This window comes from Streptomyces sp. NPDC047706 (assembly GCF_043204795.1).
Lineage (GTDB): Bacteria > Actinomycetota > Actinomycetes > Streptomycetales > Streptomycetaceae > Streptomyces.
In genome coordinates this window covers 103,688-120,009 of sequence record NZ_JBIDCW010000017.1, presented here as the reverse complement: position 1 = coordinate 120,009, position 16,322 = coordinate 103,688, and the positions used below count along the sequence as shown (strand labels likewise).

At 70.6% G+C, this 16,322-nt stretch carries 18 protein-coding genes; 7 read left to right on the top strand and 11 right to left on the bottom strand.

The window, feature by feature from the left end; genetic code table 11:
- Nucleotides 1-11: 11 nt before the first annotated feature.
- Nucleotides 12-950 (bottom strand): MIP/aquaporin family protein, encoded by a 939-nt coding sequence (locus tag ACGF8A_RS21120; RefSeq protein WP_393110313.1) that lies wholly within the window; start codon nucleotides 948-950, stop codon nucleotides 12-14.
- Nucleotides 951-1,458: 508 nt separating this feature from the next.
- Between ACGF8A_RS21120 and ACGF8A_RS21115 the strand changes: the two genes are divergently transcribed.
- On the top strand, nucleotides 1,459-1,797 hold the full coding sequence (locus tag ACGF8A_RS21115; protein WP_393110311.1) for a hypothetical protein: 339 nt from the start codon (nucleotides 1,459-1,461) through the stop codon (nucleotides 1,795-1,797).
- Nucleotides 1,787-2,356, top strand: a complete 570-nt coding sequence (locus tag ACGF8A_RS21110; protein ID WP_393110309.1) for a DUF3040 domain-containing protein — start codon at nucleotides 1,787-1,789, stop codon at nucleotides 2,354-2,356. Before ACGF8A_RS21115 ends, ACGF8A_RS21110 begins: the two co-directional genes overlap by 11 nt.
- 17 nt (nucleotides 2,357-2,373) lie before the next feature.
- Here ACGF8A_RS21110 and ACGF8A_RS21105 read toward each other — a convergent pair whose 3' ends face one another.
- The 6 genes from ACGF8A_RS21105 to ACGF8A_RS21080 all read right to left on the bottom strand — a co-directional run bounded on the left by ACGF8A_RS21105 (nucleotide 2,374) and on the right by ACGF8A_RS21080 (nucleotide 7,326).
- Nucleotides 2,374-2,844, bottom strand: coding sequence for a hypothetical protein (locus tag ACGF8A_RS21105; protein WP_393110307.1), 471 nt, complete (start codon nucleotides 2,842-2,844; stop codon nucleotides 2,374-2,376).
- 446 nt (nucleotides 2,845-3,290) lie between these two features.
- Entirely contained in the window at nucleotides 3,291-3,839 is a 549-nt protein-coding gene (locus ACGF8A_RS21100; RefSeq protein ID WP_393110305.1) for a copper chaperone PCu(A)C, read from the bottom strand.
- A 181-nt stretch (nucleotides 3,840-4,020) separates the two neighbouring features.
- Nucleotides 4,021-4,902, bottom strand: a complete 882-nt coding sequence (locus ACGF8A_RS21095) for a universal stress protein (RefSeq protein ID WP_393110303.1) — start codon at nucleotides 4,900-4,902, stop codon at nucleotides 4,021-4,023.
- A 217-nt stretch (nucleotides 4,903-5,119) separates the two neighbouring features.
- Nucleotides 5,120-6,091: a TerC family protein gene (locus tag ACGF8A_RS21090; RefSeq protein WP_393110302.1), complete on the bottom strand. Its 972-nt coding sequence runs from the start codon at nucleotides 6,089-6,091 to the stop codon at nucleotides 5,120-5,122.
- Nucleotides 6,092-6,312: 221 nt separating this feature from the next.
- A complete protein-coding gene (locus ACGF8A_RS21085; RefSeq protein WP_393110300.1) occupies nucleotides 6,313-6,753 on the bottom strand; it encodes a PRC-barrel domain-containing protein in 441 nt (146 codons plus the stop codon).
- 3 nt (nucleotides 6,754-6,756) lie between these two features.
- Nucleotides 6,757-7,326: a PRC-barrel domain-containing protein gene (locus tag ACGF8A_RS21080; protein WP_393110298.1), complete on the bottom strand. Its 570-nt coding sequence runs from the start codon at nucleotides 7,324-7,326 to the stop codon at nucleotides 6,757-6,759.
- 309 nt (nucleotides 7,327-7,635) lie between these two features.
- Here ACGF8A_RS21080 and ACGF8A_RS21075 point away from each other — a divergent pair, with 309 nt between their 5' ends.
- Nucleotides 7,636-8,187 (top strand): retropepsin-like aspartic protease, encoded by a 552-nt coding sequence (locus tag ACGF8A_RS21075; protein ID WP_393110296.1) that lies wholly within the window; start codon nucleotides 7,636-7,638, stop codon nucleotides 8,185-8,187.
- A 143-nt stretch (nucleotides 8,188-8,330) separates the two neighbouring features.
- Here ACGF8A_RS21075 and ACGF8A_RS21070 read toward each other — a convergent pair whose 3' ends face one another.
- Nucleotides 8,331-8,900 (bottom strand): PepSY domain-containing protein, encoded by a 570-nt coding sequence (locus tag ACGF8A_RS21070; protein ID WP_393110294.1) that lies wholly within the window; start codon nucleotides 8,898-8,900, stop codon nucleotides 8,331-8,333.
- A 158-nt stretch (nucleotides 8,901-9,058) separates the two neighbouring features.
- On the opposite strand from ACGF8A_RS21070, the gene ACGF8A_RS21065 reads away from it, so the two are divergent.
- Nucleotides 9,059-9,394: a hypothetical protein gene (locus tag ACGF8A_RS21065; protein WP_393110292.1), complete on the top strand. Its 336-nt coding sequence runs from the start codon at nucleotides 9,059-9,061 to the stop codon at nucleotides 9,392-9,394.
- Between the two features lie 53 nt (nucleotides 9,395-9,447).
- Nucleotides 9,448-10,593 carry a site-2 protease family protein gene (locus ACGF8A_RS21060; RefSeq protein ID WP_393110290.1) on the top strand — a complete coding sequence of 382 codons (1,146 nt, stop codon included), beginning with the start codon at nucleotides 9,448-9,450 and terminating at the stop codon, nucleotides 10,591-10,593.
- Nucleotides 10,594-10,762: 169 nt separating this feature from the next.
- On the opposite strand, the gene ACGF8A_RS21055 is transcribed toward ACGF8A_RS21060, so the two are convergent.
- Nucleotides 10,763-11,182, bottom strand: coding sequence for a PRC-barrel domain-containing protein (locus ACGF8A_RS21055; protein WP_393110288.1), 420 nt, complete (start codon nucleotides 11,180-11,182; stop codon nucleotides 10,763-10,765).
- A gap of 155 nt (nucleotides 11,183-11,337) precedes the next feature.
- Nucleotides 11,338-12,375 (bottom strand): sodium:calcium antiporter, encoded by a 1,038-nt coding sequence (locus ACGF8A_RS21050; RefSeq protein ID WP_393110286.1) that lies wholly within the window; start codon nucleotides 12,373-12,375, stop codon nucleotides 11,338-11,340.
- Between the two features lie 221 nt (nucleotides 12,376-12,596).
- Between ACGF8A_RS21050 and ACGF8A_RS21045 the strand changes: the two genes are divergently transcribed.
- The gene (locus ACGF8A_RS21045) at nucleotides 12,597-13,673 is read left to right on the top strand and encodes an AI-2E family transporter (RefSeq protein WP_393110284.1); all 1,077 of its coding nucleotides are present in this window, start codon (nucleotides 12,597-12,599) and stop codon (nucleotides 13,671-13,673) included.
- Nucleotides 13,674-13,847: 174 nt separating this feature from the next.
- Here ACGF8A_RS21045 and ACGF8A_RS21040 read toward each other — a convergent pair whose 3' ends face one another.
- On the bottom strand, nucleotides 13,848-14,156 hold the full coding sequence (locus tag ACGF8A_RS21040; protein WP_393110282.1) for a PucR family transcriptional regulator: 309 nt from the start codon (nucleotides 14,154-14,156) through the stop codon (nucleotides 13,848-13,850).
- 306 nt (nucleotides 14,157-14,462) lie between these two features.
- Here ACGF8A_RS21040 and ACGF8A_RS21035 point away from each other — a divergent pair, with 306 nt between their 5' ends.
- Entirely contained in the window at nucleotides 14,463-16,298 is a 1,836-nt protein-coding gene (locus ACGF8A_RS21035; RefSeq protein WP_393110393.1) for a thiamine pyrophosphate-requiring protein, read from the top strand.
- The last annotated feature ends 24 nt before the right edge of the window (nucleotides 16,299-16,322 follow it).

Below are 16,322 nucleotides of genomic sequence, written 5' to 3'. Positions count from 1 at the left end.
CTACAACTCCATCAGGAATCGTCGGCTGTCGTCGGCCGCGTCCGACCGGGCTCCGGAGGAGCGCCGCCACGCGAGTAGAGGGTGTCACCGATGAACAGGTCGTACACCAGCACTCCGATGACGCCGCCGACGAGCGGCCCGACGATCGGGATCCAGAAGTAGTTGCTGAAGGCGCCCGACAGGGTCCCCGGCATCGCCAGGTCCTGCCAGCCCGCGGCCCAGGTGAACAGGCGCGGGCCGAGGTCACGTGCGGGATTGATGGCGTAGCCGGCGTTGGCACCGTAGGACATGCCGATCGCCGCGACCGCGAAACCGATGATCAGGGGACCGAGGTTGGCCTTCACCGCGGTGTTGCGCAGGTCGATGACGGCGACCACGAACATCGCCAGGAACGCGGTGCCGACGATCTGGTCGAACAGCGGCCCCCAGATACCACCGTTGAAGTACGGCGCCGGGAACGTGGCGAAGATGGAGAAGGACGCGAGCGTGCGGCCATTCGTCTTCGGGCCTTCCGCGGCGGCGTCGAACGTGTTGATCGCGTCGTGGTAGACCCCGTACACCAGAGCGGCCCCGGCGAACGCCCCAAGTACCTGCGACGCCATGTACGGCAGGACCTTGACCCACGGGAACTTGCGCCGTACCGCGAACGCCAGTGTCACCGCCGGGTTGATATGAGCCCCGCTGACCCCGCCGGCCACGTACACACCGAAGACCACGCCCATGGCCCAGCCCCAGGTGATCAGCAGCCAGTCCCCGGCGCCCAGGAAGAACGTGGTGGGTCCCGAGGTGCGACCCGAGCCCGGCAGGCCCGCGACCGTCATCGCGACCACGCCGCACCCGAAGCAGACGAGAACGAAGGTCCCGAGGAATTCTGAGAGGCATTCGCCCAACAGGCCCGCCCGCCGCCTGAGCCGCGAGGGCTTGATGAGGGGCTTGATCTCTACGGCCATCTGGTCCTCCCAGACTCTCGTCCGCCTGCGCCGAAGCGCCGTCGGTACCGTCGGCACGCGGAGCGAGGGTCACGGCGAGCACCAGGAGAACCTGGTCGGATCCCCGCTGCCCGGTCGGCCCCGCCGCTGCACGCTCTCTCGGCCACTGCTCGGCACGCTACCGTGATCGGACGACTACCGCGCGTCACGTCACCCTGTCGGGTCCTGCGGCAGGGAGCCGGGCGTCTCCGGAACAAAGCCGTGAGGGCGACGCCGCACACCCGGCTGCGGCGATCCTTCGCGGCCCGGCCGTCGCGGTGGCCGCGTCGCGGCTGTGCTCACGCGTCCGTGGCCGGCTTTGCCGTGGTCCGGCAAGAAAGGGCTCTGTGAGACGGCCGTAGCCCCGCACCTCCGGCAAGCGTCGGTCCACGGCGTGTGGGTACTTCGTGAGTGCAATTTCCGGTCGAGATACGTGAGAGAACCAGGGGGCACCGTGCCGTGCTCGGACGTCGATGCGCACCTACGGTCCGTGGCTCCCGCCCGGGAGGCCCTGCTCACCGAGTGGGACGGCCGCCGCGTCCTGGTGAAGCAGGAGGGCGGCGAACACGAGGTCGTGCTGCGCACCGCGGGCGCGTGTGTGGTGGAGCGCGGTCCGGCTTCCCGGGGCCAGGCCCGGCAGCCAGCGGCCAACCCGGAACTGGTGCTCCCTCTTCTGCCGGTCGGGGCCCTGGCCGTGATCTACGAACTGGCGAGTCCCACGTCCGGGGTCGGGGTCCTCGCCGTGGGCGGGACGGAGACGTCAGATCGGCCCGGCCGGCCGTCCGAGGATCCCTCCCGCACAGTTCGAGGTGACCGACATGAATCCTGAGAAGGAAATCTTCGCTCAGCTCGAACGACGGCTGGCCCAGGACGACCCCTGCCTCGCCGCGACCATGGAGGAGCTCAACGCGCAGTTCCCCGACGAGTCCCGGGGAGGGCCCGCCGACGGACACGACGAGGCCCCTGACGCAGCGGAGAAGCGGCGCGACCGGCGCACGACGGCTGCCATGATCTTCGCCGCCATCGCGACCCTGGGACTGATCCTCACCGCGGTGTTCAACAGCAGCCCGTACCAGGCCGACCAGGACACCGGACCCCCGCGTGGCCCCGGGGCGGGGGTGTCCACGCAGAGCGAGCGCCGCTTCGCGCCGGAGAACCGCCGCGGCGACACTGCCGGGGGTGATCGAACTAACCGTACGACGACCGGCTCCGGGAGTCGCCGCCGAGTCCGGCCGTGCCGTGAGGCGGCGGTCCTGGTGGCCGGCCGTCGTCGACAGGACCACCGGGCCTGGCCCGGCACCGGCCGCGGCCGGCCGGCCGGCCGTACGGGTGCTTCCACGGTGCCTCCCCCGTGCGTGCCGCCTCGCCCGGGGTCTCTGCCGCGATGAGGGGGCCGGATGGTGCGTCAGCGTGCGTCCGCCGGGATGGCCTGCTGGTCGGCGAGGGCGATGGCCAGGGCTCCCGCGGCCGTGGGGTGCAGCGGGGCGCGGCCGGCGGGCCCCTGGACATACGGTTGGGCGCTGCACAGCCCGTGTGCCGCGAAGTCCGGCCTCACCGAGGTGAAGCAGGCGGTCTCGGCCCCCTGCCTCAGGACGGCGTTGAGCGCGGCCAGTCGTGAGCGCAGCACCTGCACCTTCTGCCGGGTGAGACCCTCGTCCCGCAGGCAGCCGATGTCCGGGCCGAAGGGGTCGTAGTACTCGTTGACCAGTACCGACGGGCGCTGCGGGAGGGCGGCCAGGAGTCGCATGAGCCGGCGGTAGTCCAGCGCGAAGCGGGCGAGACGGTTCTGGAAGTAGGCGGTCGAGGCCCGGTCGTCGCAGGTCGGGGAGGTCGCACAGAGCTTGACCAGGTCCGCCCGGCGCACGTCGTTCGACATGCGGTCTCGTCGGGAGGGTCTGACCGAAGAGATCGAGTTGCCCGGGGCCGGACAGGGTCCATTCGAGCGGCGCGGCGCCCACCCGCACCGTCTGACCGGCGGCGGACACCGGTTGCAGCGGAGTGATCCGGACCGCCAGCGACACCGCTGCCAGCGCCAGCACGGAAAGTCCCACGGCGTACAGGGCGGCTGTCACCGCCCGGCGATGCCGCACTCGGCCGGGTTCTCGTTCCGCACCGTGCCGCTCGGGACTCACCTCCTGCGCTCCCGCGTCGCGGACAGGGCGAGGGGCCTGGGCTGCGCGTACCAGGGACGCGGCGCTGGACCACACTGCGGCGGGGCGGCCCGTCGGCTCCGGCGCGTGCGGCGGCCGGGGGACCGGCGGGCGGGACCCACCTGTGCCGCGCGGGGGGACCCTCGCCCGGTCACCGCCTGCGTGGCGCCGGTCACTCCGGTGAGGGGGATGTCAGTCCTGGCACGTGGGTCACGTCGTCGTCGTCGTAGGTGGGCGCCTGGGAGTGCACCTGCAGCGCGATCTCGCCGGCGCGTTCGAAGCGCAGGGTGATCCACACGAACTCACCGCCCCGGATCCGCTGGCGCACGTCCTTGAGCAGCAGGTGGGTGCGCCCCTCCTCCAGCTCGACGAGTTGTCGGGGCGGTAGCTCGACCGGGCCTCGCACCGTGCCCCCGGCGTTCACGATGTCGACGGAGCTCGCGACGGTCGTCTCGGCGCCGACCAGTCTGTCGGCTTCCTGCCCCTCATTGAAGAACCAGGCGTAGAGCGGGACGTCGTCCCCCTGCTCCCAGGGCCCGTCGGGGGGTTCGGCGAGGTGGGCGAAACGGATCAGGACCTGCCCGACTCGGGCGTTGGCGCCCGGAGGGTTGTACTCGTTGTCGCTGGCGCATCCCGTCGTCCCCCAGACCGCGGCGAGACAGCCGACCACCAGGAACGTGACTGCTCTACGCCACGGCCCTGACACCTTCTTGACGTTCATGCCTGGTCGCTCCCTCGGATCCTGGTCGAAGACAAGTCGCTGTCAGACATGCCACGCCTGCGGGCGGCATGCGTCAGTTCTTGGTCCAGTCGGACGATCTCCGGGGGTGAGGTCATGCGCGACACCGGGGAGGTCCTGTGGGGCGGGATGGGCCCCTTACGGGAACTCCGGCCGAGCGCGGTCATCCCTCTGCCGGGGTGGGTACGACGGCGACCGGGGAGTGGGCCGTGTGCAGGACTTCCGTGCTCACGGAGCCGAGAAGCAGTCTGCGCAGGCCCGTGCGGCCGTGCGTGCCGACCACCAGTAGCTCAGCGTCCTCGGACAACTCCGTCAGGTGCGTCGCGGGACGCGTCCACTCGACCCGCACCTCGACCGGCACCTTCGGATACCGGTCGCGCAGCCCGGCGATCCGGTCCTCGAGCATGGCCCGGGCTCCGTCCTCGGCCTCGTGCACCTCACGTCGGGCCGTGGTGGCCGCCCCGGGACCGGGCAGGAGCGCAGGCCGGTGCAGGGCATGGGCGACGAGCAGGTGGGCCGAGCGCCGATCGGCCTCCGCGAAGGCGAACTCCGCCGCCTTGGGCGAGTAGCGCACCAGATCGGCGCCCGTGATGACGCGCCCCCGAGGTGGTTCGCCCCGCGCGCCGGGACGCGTCACCAGAACCGGGCACCGGGAGTGAGTGGCGACCTGAAGGCTCACCGAGCCCAGCAGGAGCAGCGGAAAACCGCCGCTGCCCCGGTGCCCGAGCACCAGCAGGGACGCCTCTTCGGAGCGTTCCACCAGCGTCCAGACGGCGTCACCGAAGGGCGTGTCGCCTGCGACGGTCAGGCCCGGAAACGCCGCCCGTGCCACCGCTTCGAACCGGTCAACGACTGCCACACCGCGCCGCACCACGGAGCGGCCCTCTGCCTCGTCCGAGCCGAAGAAGGGACCGGGCAGCACCACCGCGTGGGTGATGTGGAGGGGCACGCCACGCGTCATGGCCTGCTGAGCGGCGTACCGCACGAGGCCGACCTGGTCGTCGGCGTCGTCGACACCCACGATGACGGGTTTCGTGTCAGCCATCTCGGCTCCCTCCGTGCGCCCCGGACGGCTCGGCGAGTCATCGGCCGGCATCGCGCGACGCGAGCGAAGGGGCGTCAGGGCCATCGCGGAACCATCACCACCAGCGAAATCACCGGGTACCCGGCGGGCAGATCCCGCAAGCGCGGTTGTGGCGCCGGGAGTCATCGCCCCGCGGCTGCACGAGGTGCCGATTCCCGTGCTGCCACGAGCGCCGGCATCACGGCTTGCGGCCGGACGGCGCCTCGTCGGCCCCCGACGGCGCGGGCCGCACCACACTGAGCACGACGGAGGTGGCCAGGACCACGACGATCACTGCGAGGCCGACAAGGGAGGGCACCTCGGGAACGCCGGTGCTGATGATCTCGTGGGACGCCTGGAGGGCCAGCTTCACGCCGATGAGGGCGAGGATGAGCGCCAGGCCCTTGCTGAGCTGGTGGAAGCGGTCCAGCAGGTCCGCGAGCAGGAAGTACAGGGCCCGCAGGCCGAGGATCGCGAAGGCGTTGCTGGTGTAGACGATGAAGATGTCGCTGCTGACGCCCAGGACGGCGGGCACGCTGTCGATGGCGAAGATCAGGTCGGCGCCTTCGACCGCCGTGACGACCGCGAGCAGTGGGGTGGCGACCAGCCTGCCGTTCTCCCTGAGGAAGAACCGGTTCCCGGCATAGTCGTCCCGGACCGGTACGACCTTGCGCAGGAGCCGCACGGCGATGCTCCTGCCGGGGTCGACGCTGTCCCCCTCCTTGGTGAGGATCTTGTACGAGCTGTAGAAGAGGACAGCGGCGAAGACGAACATCACGACGGTGAAGCGGTTGACGACCGCCACACCGGCGGCGAGGAACAGACCGCGGAAGACGAGCGCACCCAGCACGCCGAGGAACAGCACCCGGTGCTGGTACTCACGGGGCACCTGGAAGTAGCCGAAGATCAGCGCGAAGACGAAGAGGTTGTCGACCGACAGGCTCTTCTCCAGCAGCCACGCGGTGGTGTACTCCACTCCGGCCGTGGGGCCCACCACGAGGAATACGGAGGCTCCGAACACGACAGCGAGGCCCACCCAGACCCCGCTCCAGACGGCCGCCTCCCTCAAGCCGATGACGTGCGCCCGCCGGTTCGCCAGCAGATCGACCGCCAGGGCCACCCCAACGGTGACGGCGAACGCGGCCCAGAGCCACGGCGGAACCTCGTGCACGACGTCATCCCCTCAGGCGCGATCAGACCGCGGGGCCCCCTGCCGAGTCCGGCACGCCGGACGGCGTCTGACGGTGGTTCGTCCCCGGGAGAACGTCGTTCCGGAGCCCGTGGCGGTGCACCGGGCCGCGCATGAAGGGGATCACCGTGGGAGCACCCGGGACGGCGGCAGGCGGGGTTCGGAGCACACCGGTCCCGTAGGGAATGTGGACGTGCCGCCCGTCACTTCGGGGCGCTGACGACGACCGCGTGGCTGCCGACTCCCAGAAGTGCGTCGCCCGGGATCTGCTCGTCGGCGGTGATCAGGCGCGAAATACTTCCTGACCGCTCGTCGAACTCGATGTCGGTCACGGTGCCCTTGCGGACTCCTGTCTCGGTCAGGACGTCCTTCCCGATGGGATCGTGCACCGCGTGGGCGTCTTGGCCGGGGTCGATGTCCTTCTCGTCGCGAATCCGGTCGGCACCTTCGACGGCCACCTCGTCCGGACCGAACGACTGGACGTCCTCCCACGAGAGGGTGTGATGTCCGCGGCCCCGGGTCTTCAGGCGCAGACCGGCGAGGCGCGCCGGTGAGGGAGCGACGGTGCACGCCGCGACCGTTCCGACCGTCTCGGCCGTCTTGAGGTCCATCACGGTCTTGCCCTGGGCCTTGGTGAACAGCATGGGTCAATCCTCCTGGGGGTGCTGCTGGAGGCTGCTGCGCAGGTTGTCCAGGGCGGTGCCGAACCCCGCCAAGTCACCCGCGCTGTGCTGTGCGGTGGCGTCCGGGACGAGTACGCGTTCGCCGGAGACCGCGACGGGGCCGGCGACCGGCAGCAGAACGCGCTGGTGCTCGGCGGTCTCGACCTCGTAGCCCGCCACCGCCGGTTCCCGGCCGACCACGACGACGGCGTCGGTGACGGTGCCCAGACGTGTGCCGCTGCGTGTCGAGATCGCGACGCCCAGCACGTTGCCTCCGGCACGCTCCTCGTCACCCCGCTCGGCGGCGGATTCGTCGTCCTCCAGCGCGCTCTCGTCGCGGACCATCACCGCGTCCGGTCCCAGGCCGTGGACGTTCTTCCACAGCAGAGCGCGATGCAGCGGACCCGCCAGCAGGCCGCGGCCCGCGAGGGTGAAGCATCGGATGCTGCCCGTCGAGGCGTCGAAGACGAGGTCCTTGACCTGGCCGAGGTCCTCCCCCGTCAAGGTGACCACGGGGTGCTGGGCGATCTCGCTCGCTCGCATGAAGGTCGTCATGGCCTCTGCCCTCCCTCCCCGGGAGGACGGCGGTCCTGCGCTATCACCCCACCGGATCGGCGCCGTGCCTGGAGCGCCATGACGCAGATGACGACTGCCGCGAGGACCGCGAGAGCGATGATGAGCCAGGTCCACCATTCCATGTCGACGCCCCTTCGCATCACACGAACACCCCAAGTGTTCCTGTTTCAGGATCTACCTCCCCATGCCTGGGTGTCGAGTGGAAGGGGCGGGGCCCATCGGCCATGGCCGACAACGCCACCGGCACGGTGCGCGTTTGCGCGGCCTCGCGGTGGGCACCCCGTGCGCATGAGCACGCGGGACGCCCGAGCGTCCGGCGCCAGGCATCGAAGGAAGCCCGGACGCGCCGCAGCGCTTCTCGCCGCGCTGCTGCTCGCCGGCTGCCTGGTCCCCCAGGACAGCGACGACCGGGGTGACGGGCGGGCCTCTCGGACAGCGGCGCGCGAGGTACCGCTCAGGGTGCAGGAGCAGTTCGGCCAGACGCTGGCGTTCGTGCCGGTGAGCATCGAAGGCCAGGGGCCCTTCATGTTCGCCCTGGACACCGGTGCTTCCATGAGCGTCGTCGACGACGACGTCGCCGACCGGGCCGGTCTGGAACGCACCGGCGAGCGCCGCGCGGTGAGCGGGATCCTCAGCACGGGAGAGGTCGCCGTTGTGGAGGTGACCCACTGGGAGGTCGGCGACCTGCCTCTCGCGCCGGGTGAGCTCACGCTCATCGATCTCGGGCCGCCCCCGGGCGGCGGCACGATGCAGGGTCTGCTCGGTTCGGACGTGCTCAGCGACTTCGGCTCGATCACCATCGACTACGACGAAGGCGTCCTCGAGATCCCCGCTTCCTGACGACGTACCACGCACCTCGCCTCTCACCGGTCCGGCGACGCGGGGCCGCCGAGACCCGGGACGTTCGGCCTGCCGGCAATCTCCACGCCGGGCACCCGCGTCGCGCTCCATGCCGGGCACCCGCGTCCCGCGCTCGCTCTGTGTCACGCCGGCGTGCGGTTCTGGACCTCTCCGGTCCGGGCGTCCACCACATGACTCACCGCAGGCGATGCGCCCGTGTCCAGCACGTCGACGATCCAGACCGGCTCGCCGCCTCGTTCCTCCAGAGAGATGGAGGTGACCCGGCCGTCCGTCGTACCCATCGCCTCACGGGCGGCCTCGCCTGGCAGTACCGTTGCCCGGTCCAGCAGTTTCACCACCGCCTGCCCCTGGGAGTCCTCCCGGCCGGGGGCGGCGGTCGATTCCAGAACGCTGCCCCGCGTCGCGTCGAGACGCACGACCTGGATGCTCCCGTCCTCGGTGGCGATCTCGCTCTCCCATGCGAACGACGTCGACTCAGGCTCCTGGAGCCTGAGCGAGACCAGCTCCCCTCCCGACACCTCGGCGAGGGACAGGCGGATGGCCCGCTCGTAGTCGACCTCGACCATCTCGAACGGTTCGACGGTCTCGTTCAGAGGATTGTCCCTGCCGCAGCCGACGAGCAACAGCAACGCCGTCGCCGCGGCGAGCGCGCGCAATGTGGTCAGAACACCCTGCCGACGGGGTCGGCGCATGGCATCAGTTCTTCGGTACGGGAACCTCATGCCGTACCAGCTAACCCAACAAGTAGGGGTGAACCGGGTCTAACGAAAAGGCGGAGCGATTTCGGGTCCAAGGGGGCGTGTCGCGAGGCCGGTCCCGGGTAGTCGGTCGGAAACGTCCGGACAAGGAGGTGAGAGCGGTGATCTTGTTGGGACTCTTGCTGGCGGCGGCTGCTGCCGCGTTCGGGACCATCGCCGTCGTGGAGAACTTCACCGGTGGCCCTCAGTACGCGGTGGAGATGTTCGGCAACCAGATCGCGACGCTCAGCATGCCGGGGCTCTTCCTTTCCGGGGTGGCGCTCGCGCTGATCTTCTGCTTGGGGCTGGCGATGATGGCCTCAGGACTGAAGCAGCGGCGGCGTGTGCGTGAGGTGCTCGCATCCGCGCCGGCTGCCTCGACGGAGCCCGGGACGGAGATGGCGCAGCCGGTCCACCGGCGGCGTGGGCGACACATTTTCGGCCACTGACGCATCCCGCCGCGGGGCAGTGGCGAACGCCGGGCATCAAGGAGGCGGCTGCTGTGCGGGCGACGATCTCACTGGGCCAGTTGGCCGGAATCCGGGTGGGCGCGCACTGGAGCGTACTGTTCGTCTTCGCCCTGATCCTGGTGGGACTGGCCCAAGGTGGTCTGCCGGCGGCCCATCCGGGTCGCCCGGTGTGGCACTACTGGCTCGCCGCGGCGGCGACCGCCACCGTCTTCCTGTTCTCCCTCCTGGCTCATGAGATCAGCCACGCGCTGGTCGCCCGCCGCAACGGGGTCTCCGTCGACGACATCACCTTGTGGCTGCTCGGCGGACTCGCCCGGCTCAAGAGCGAGGCGTCCACCCCGGGGGCGGAACTGCGCATCGCCGGCGTGGGTCCCCTCGTCAGCCTCGTACTCGGGGGACTGTTCGCCCTGGCAGCCGGGCTGTTGGCGGGATTCGCCGGCGCGGGGCTCGTGGTGGAGGCGCTGGCCTGGCTGGCGGGGATCAACATCCTGCTGGCCGTCTTCAACGTTCTGCCCGCCGCGCCGCTGGACGGCGGCAGGCTGCTGCGCGCGATCGTGTGGTGGAGGACCGGCAGCCCGCTGCGTGCCACCGCGGTGGCCACGACCGCGGGACGGTTCCTGGGGTGGGCGCTGGTGGGGATCGGCCTGTATCTCGTGCTTGTCGGTGCCGTGTTCAGCGGTATCTGGCTGGTGGTCATCGGTTGGTTCATCGTCGCCATGGCCACGGTGGAAGGCGGCCAGGCGCGACTGCGTGAACTGCTGGGCGGCATCCCGGTGAGCGACGCGATGACGCCCGAGCCGGTGTCCGTCGGGGCCACCACCACGGTGGAGGAGTTCCTGACCGACCCGCAGTTCCGCTACCGGCACTCGGCCTTCCCCGTCCTCGACCACTCGGACACCGTCGTCGGCCTGGTCACGCTGAAGGGTGCCGACGCCGTCCCGGAGGCGGAACGCGCTGCCACACCCGTCACCCGCGTCATGGTGCCGGTCGGCGAACTGCCGACGCCTCACCCCGACGACCCACTGACGCGGCTCGTACCCGAGTTGCAGTCCAGCCCCGCCCATCGCGCCCTCGTGCTGGACGGAGACCGGCTGGTCGGCATCGTCACCTCGTCCGACATCAGCCGGGTCACGTCCTGGCTGGGTTCCGCGTCCGCCTGGCGGCGACGGACCTTGTGAGCAGGCGGCACCCGCGGGTCAACAGTGGTGCCGCAAGAGGACCTCACCGAACCCGCGCGCGTGCACGGCCTTCAGGAACCGCGGTGTCCACAACCCGTGCGTTCGGAAACCGGGCGTTCGGAAACCGGGCGTTCGGAAACCGGGCGTTTCAGAACCCGGGCGTTCGGGTTCAGAACCCGTAGGGAAAGCGCGGCGGGATGTAACCCGTGCCCCAGAAGGGGGCGTAGCCGTAGTGCGTGTAGACGCGGTCGTAGTACTCGCGCTGGTCCACGAGATCCGGGTCGTACTCGGGCGCGTCGACGACGTCGTCCCGGGTACGGTCGGTGCGGACCTCCTCCTCGGTCACCTCGGCCACGGCGTCGACGGGCACATAGCTCTTCTTCTCGCCGAGGCCCAGGAAACCGCCGTGCTCCACGAGCAGGAAGCGGACCTTGCGCTCCCCTTCATCGATGATCAGGTCGCCGACCTTGCCGAGTTCGTTGCCGGACCGGTCGGTGACCTTCCGGCCCCGGATGTCCTCGTCGGCGGACGGGATCGCGTGATGGGAGTCGGAGAGCCTGATCAGGACGGGAATCTCGCCGGACTTCATGAGGCCTCCCTCGAATGTCGGGACATGGCCAGGCCGTCTGGTACCTGGTCGCCCTTCCCGGTTTCCCCCCTCCCCTCGGCTCATGCGTGACGCGTGCCCTGCGGAACGTCGGCTTCGTCGCGCGCGTGGAAGCCCCCAGGGGTGCGGAGGGGACGTCAGACGGCGAGGGCCGTGACGGTGACGGCGTAGACCGCGATGAGCAGGACCCCCTCGAAGCCCAGACGCCCCCAGCCACGGCGTTGCCGTACCAGCAGGCCGGCGAGCAGTACCGAGGTCATGACCAACGATCCACTGGTGAGGAACAGTTCGTCGGCATCCGCCGCCTGGTACAGCGAACCGGGCCGGTAGGCCACGTCACCGATGGCGAGGTTCAGTACGTCGAGGCAGTTGCCGCCCACCACCGCCGCGATGGCCAAGGTCAGCGCGCCGCGCCGGACTGCGGCGACGGCGGCCACGGTCTCGGGCAGGGCGTTGACGACACCCATGAACACCCCGCCGACCAGCCCGGCCCTCAGCCCCGTGGTCGTCACCAGCTGCTCCGCGGCCTGCGCCACCGCCCAGCCGCTCACCACGACGGCGAGTGCGATGCCCGCGAACTCACTCCACATGGCCGTGGTACGCCGCTCGGAGAACGCCGACGCGTGGTCAGGAACGTCCATCACGGTGTCCTCGGTGCGCACGGCCCGCCACAGTGGCTGCCTGTCCCTGCGGATCAGCCGCAGGGCCCCGAGATAGACGGCGACGAGCACCGCGGATGCCGGATGCACCCCCCAAACCGTCGCCCGGGGGCCGAGGGAGGCCATGAGGGCGATGCCGAGCAAAGCCACGAGCAGACACCCGAAAAGCAGGTTCTGCGACGATGCCGCCGCGTGCTCGAGGTTCGCTCCGCGGTGGACCGCGTCGGCGAGGGCGACGGCCAGGGTCTGTGCGGCGATACCGCCCACGGCATTGCCGTAGGCAAGCTGAGGGTGACCCTCCGCCGCGCTGACCGCGGTCATGACGATGCCCGACAGGGATGTCGCCAGCCCGAAGAACACCGTCCCGAACAGGGCCTCGCCCCAGCCGGTGCGATCCGCCAGGGTGTCCCCGAGCGCGGTGAGCCGTACACCGCAGACGACGGTGGCCGCGCCCGCGAGAACGAACACCGTCACGATCCAGCCCACGGACCACTGGCCGCTCACCTGATCCAGCACCCTGAGATCTTCGCTCCTCGGCAGCCGGGGAGAGGCTCCGACACGTTTGCCACCCACCCGCATTCCAGGACACTCGACGGACAGGAGGCACTACCTCGCCATTGGTGCGTCCGGATGCCGTACTCACCGTTCCCGCCGCGCCAACCGCCGGGCGGCGGACACTTGCCCGGATCGCCTCCGGCTCGCGCCTGGGCAGGGCCGGCGGTGCGTACGCTGGACGTGTGCAGCTACTCCCGGAGCCTGTCCGCCGGCTTGCCGCCTGGTGCGCCGTGATCCTGTTGGTCGCGGGGGTCGCCTACATCGGCATCCAGCTGTGTGTGGCGCTCCGGCTGGCCGTCGTTCCCGTGCTTCTCGCCCTGCTCGGCACCGCGCTGCTCCTGCCCCTCCACCGATGGCTCGTCAGAGTGAAGGTCAACCGGTCCGTTGCCGCCGGGCTCACCTGCGCGGCGGTCCTCGCTGTCGTCGGCGGTGCCGTGTACATCGTCACGGCCGCGCTGGTCGGGACCTGGGACCAGATCCTGGCTTCACTGCGCAGGTCGGTGCGCGTGCTGGCCGATCACTTCGGGGCGACCGGTACGTCGCTGGGGGATCTGGCCGACGACGCCCTGGACCTGCTTGGCCGGTTCGGCGGCACGGCTGCCTCCGGCGTCATCAGCGGGGTCGGCCTCGTCACTCAGGCCCTCGGCATGGCGGTACTCGCGCTGCTGCTGGTCTTCTTCTTCCTGCGCGACTCCCATCGGGCCGCCGGCGCCCTGCGCTCGCTCGTTCCGCGCGGCAGCACCGAGACCGTGGAGGCGATGGCCCGGCGGGCCTTCGAGGGCGTCGAGGGGTTCATGCGGGGCACCACCGTGGTCGCGCTCATCGACGCGGTCTGCATCACCGTCGGCCTGCTGATCCTGGGCGTTCCCGGCGCCGTCGGGCTCGGTGCCCTCGTCTTCATCGGCGCCTACGTCCCCTACCTGGGCGCCTTCGTCTCCGGGGCCGTGGCCGTGCTGGTCGCGCTCGCCGACCGGGGACTGGCGATCGCGCTGTGGGCACTGGGGGTGGTGCTCCTGGTGCAGGGGCTGGAGGGGAACGTGTTCCAGCCGATGGTGCAGAGCCGGACGGTGCGGATGCACCCGGCGGTGGTCCTGATCGCGCTCACCGCGGGCGCGTCCGTTGCCGGGATCGTGGGAGTGCTCCTGGCGGTGCCGGTCACCGCCGCCGCCCTCGGTGTCGCGGACGTGCTGCGCACGCGCTACGAGTCGTCAGCGGGGCCGCCCCCGGAACCCTCCGCGGAGCCGTCCGCGGACACGTAGCGTCCCCGCAGGGGCTGACGGCCGGTGCGGTGCCGCTGACGGCGGTGCGGTGCGCGATCGGCGTGCTGACGCTGCCGACGAGCGCGCTGCGTCCGGTCCCCGGGCCGCGGCGCCGCTCCGCTGGATGCCGCCGCGGTGCGGTGTGCCACCCGCCTTCGGTCGGGAGGGGCGTCTTCAGTCGGCGGGCTGCAGCGGCCGGGGCGGCCAGTTGAGCAGACGGGCCCCGAGCGTGGCGGTCTGCAGGACGTACCGCTGGTCGGGGTCGGCGGGGTCGTGGCCCGTGAGCTGCCGGATACGTGTGAGCCGGTAGGTGACCGTGCGCACGCTCACTCCGAGCCGGCGCGCCGTGACGGTGCTGAGGCAGCCGCTCTCGAAGTAGGCGAACAGCGTCTCCAGGAACCTGGCGGGTCCGCCGCGTGAGGCCTCAAGGCCACCGAGGACGGTGTCCACCAGGTCGGTGATGGCTGCCTGGTCCCTGCCCATGAACCACCGGTCCGCGTTCGCTTCGGGCCGCGGCCCGGACACGAATCCGGGGGTGACCGGCACCGACCGGTCACGGTGTGCGTCGCTTCTTCTCAGAGTTCCCCGGCCGGATTCAGGCACGCGACTCGCGGCGCGTCATCACAGGCCATCTCGGCATAGCTCCTTTACCGGGGCCCGGCGAAGTAGTGGCCCAGGCGTGTGTCAGGGGCATGGAATGCCTGACGTTTGCGCCGACGGCGGCACGGTTACCCGTGCATCCCGTCACAGCAGGTACTCACCGGCAGAAACGGAACCTCGATGGCCAGCATGAAGGTGTCCGACTACATCCTCCAGCGCCTGCGCGAATGGGACGTCGACCACGTCTTCGCCTACGCCGGAGACGGCATCAACGGCCTGCTCGCGGCATGGGGCCGTGCGGACAACAAGCCGAAGTTCGTGCAGTCCCGCCACGAGGAGATGTCCGCCTTCCAGGCGGTGGGCTACGCCAAGTTCTCCGGCAAGGTCGGCGTGTGCGCCGCGACGTCCGGCCCGGGCGCGATCCACCTGCTCAACGGCCTCTACGACGCCAAACTCGACCACGTTCCCGTCGTCGCCCTGGTCGGGCAGACCAACCGCAGCGCGATGGGCGGCTCCTACCAGCAGGAAGTCGACCTGCAGAACCTGTTCAAGGACGTCGCCTCGGACTTCTGCGAGACGGCGATGGTGCCGGAACAGCTGCCGAACCTGATCGACCGGGCGTTTCGCACCGCGTACGCCAAGCACTCGGTCGCCGCGATCATTCTCCCCGCCGATGTGCAGGAGCTGGACTACAGCCCGCCGACCCACGCCTTCAAGATGGTGCCGTCCAGCCTGGGCCTGGGACGGTACGCCCCGGTGCCGGCGGACGAGGACATCCAGCGGGCCGCCGACGTGCTCAACGCCGGTGAGAGGGTCGCCGTCCTCATCGGGCAGGGAGCGCGAGGCGCGCGCGCGGAGGTGGAGCGGCTGGCGGACGTGCTCGGTGCCGGTGTCGCCAAGGCGCTGCTGGGCAAGGACGTGCTTCCGGACGACCTGCCCTACGTGACCGGCGCGATCGGCCTGCTCGGTACCCGCCCCTCCTACGAACTGATGCGGGACTGCGACACCCTGCTGATGATCGGCTCCAGCTTCCCGTACACGCAGTTCATGCCGGAGCTGGACCAGGCGCGGGCCGTGCAGATCGACATCGACCCCCACATGATCGGACTGCGCTATCCCTTCGAGGTGAACCTCGTGGGCGATGCCCGCGAGACGCTGCAGCGGCTGCTGCCGCGCCTGCACCGCAAGGAGAGCCGCGTCTGGCGGGAGAAGATCGAGAAGAACAACGCCCGCTGGTGGGAGGTGATGCAGCGCCGCGCCGCCGTCGACGCCGACCCGATCAACCCCGAGTACGTGATCCACGCGCTGGACGGCAGGCTCCCCGACGACGCCGTCATCACCGCCGACTCCGGCTCCGCCGCCAACTGGTACGCACGCCACCTGCGGCTGCGGGGCCGGATGCGCGGTTCGCTGTCCGGCACCCTGGCGACGATGGGACCGGGCGTGCCGTACGCCATCGGCGCGAAGTTCGCCCACCCGGACCGGCCGGCGGTCGCCCTGGTCGGCGACGGCGCGATGCAGATGAACGGCATGATGGAGATGGTGACCGCGGCCAAGTACTGGCGTGAGTGGTCCGATCCCCGGCTGATCGTGGCGGTGCTGAACAACCACGACCTGAACCAGGTCACCTGGGAGATGCGGGCCATGTCCGGGGCACCCCAGTTCGAGCAGTCGCAGGCCATTCCGGACCTGCCGTACGCGGAGATCGCCCAGCGCATCGGCCTGGAGGGGGTCCGGGTGGAGAAGCCCAAGCACGTCGAGGCGGCGTGGGAGCGGGCGCTGGCGGCCGACCGGCCCTTCGTCATCGACTTCCGCACCGACCCGGCCGTACCTCCCATCCCGCCGCACGCCGAACTGGACCAGATCGAGGCGGCGGCCTTCGCCGTCCTGCGTGGCGACAGCGACCGCGGCTCCATGATCAAGCAGGGTTTCAAGGCCAAGGTGCAGGAGATGCTGCCCGGCACCCGGCACCGGCACGACCGCCCCGGCGCCGGACCCGGTGGCAGCGCCGGCGCGAATCCATGAGCGGAACGGCCGCCCACGTGCTCC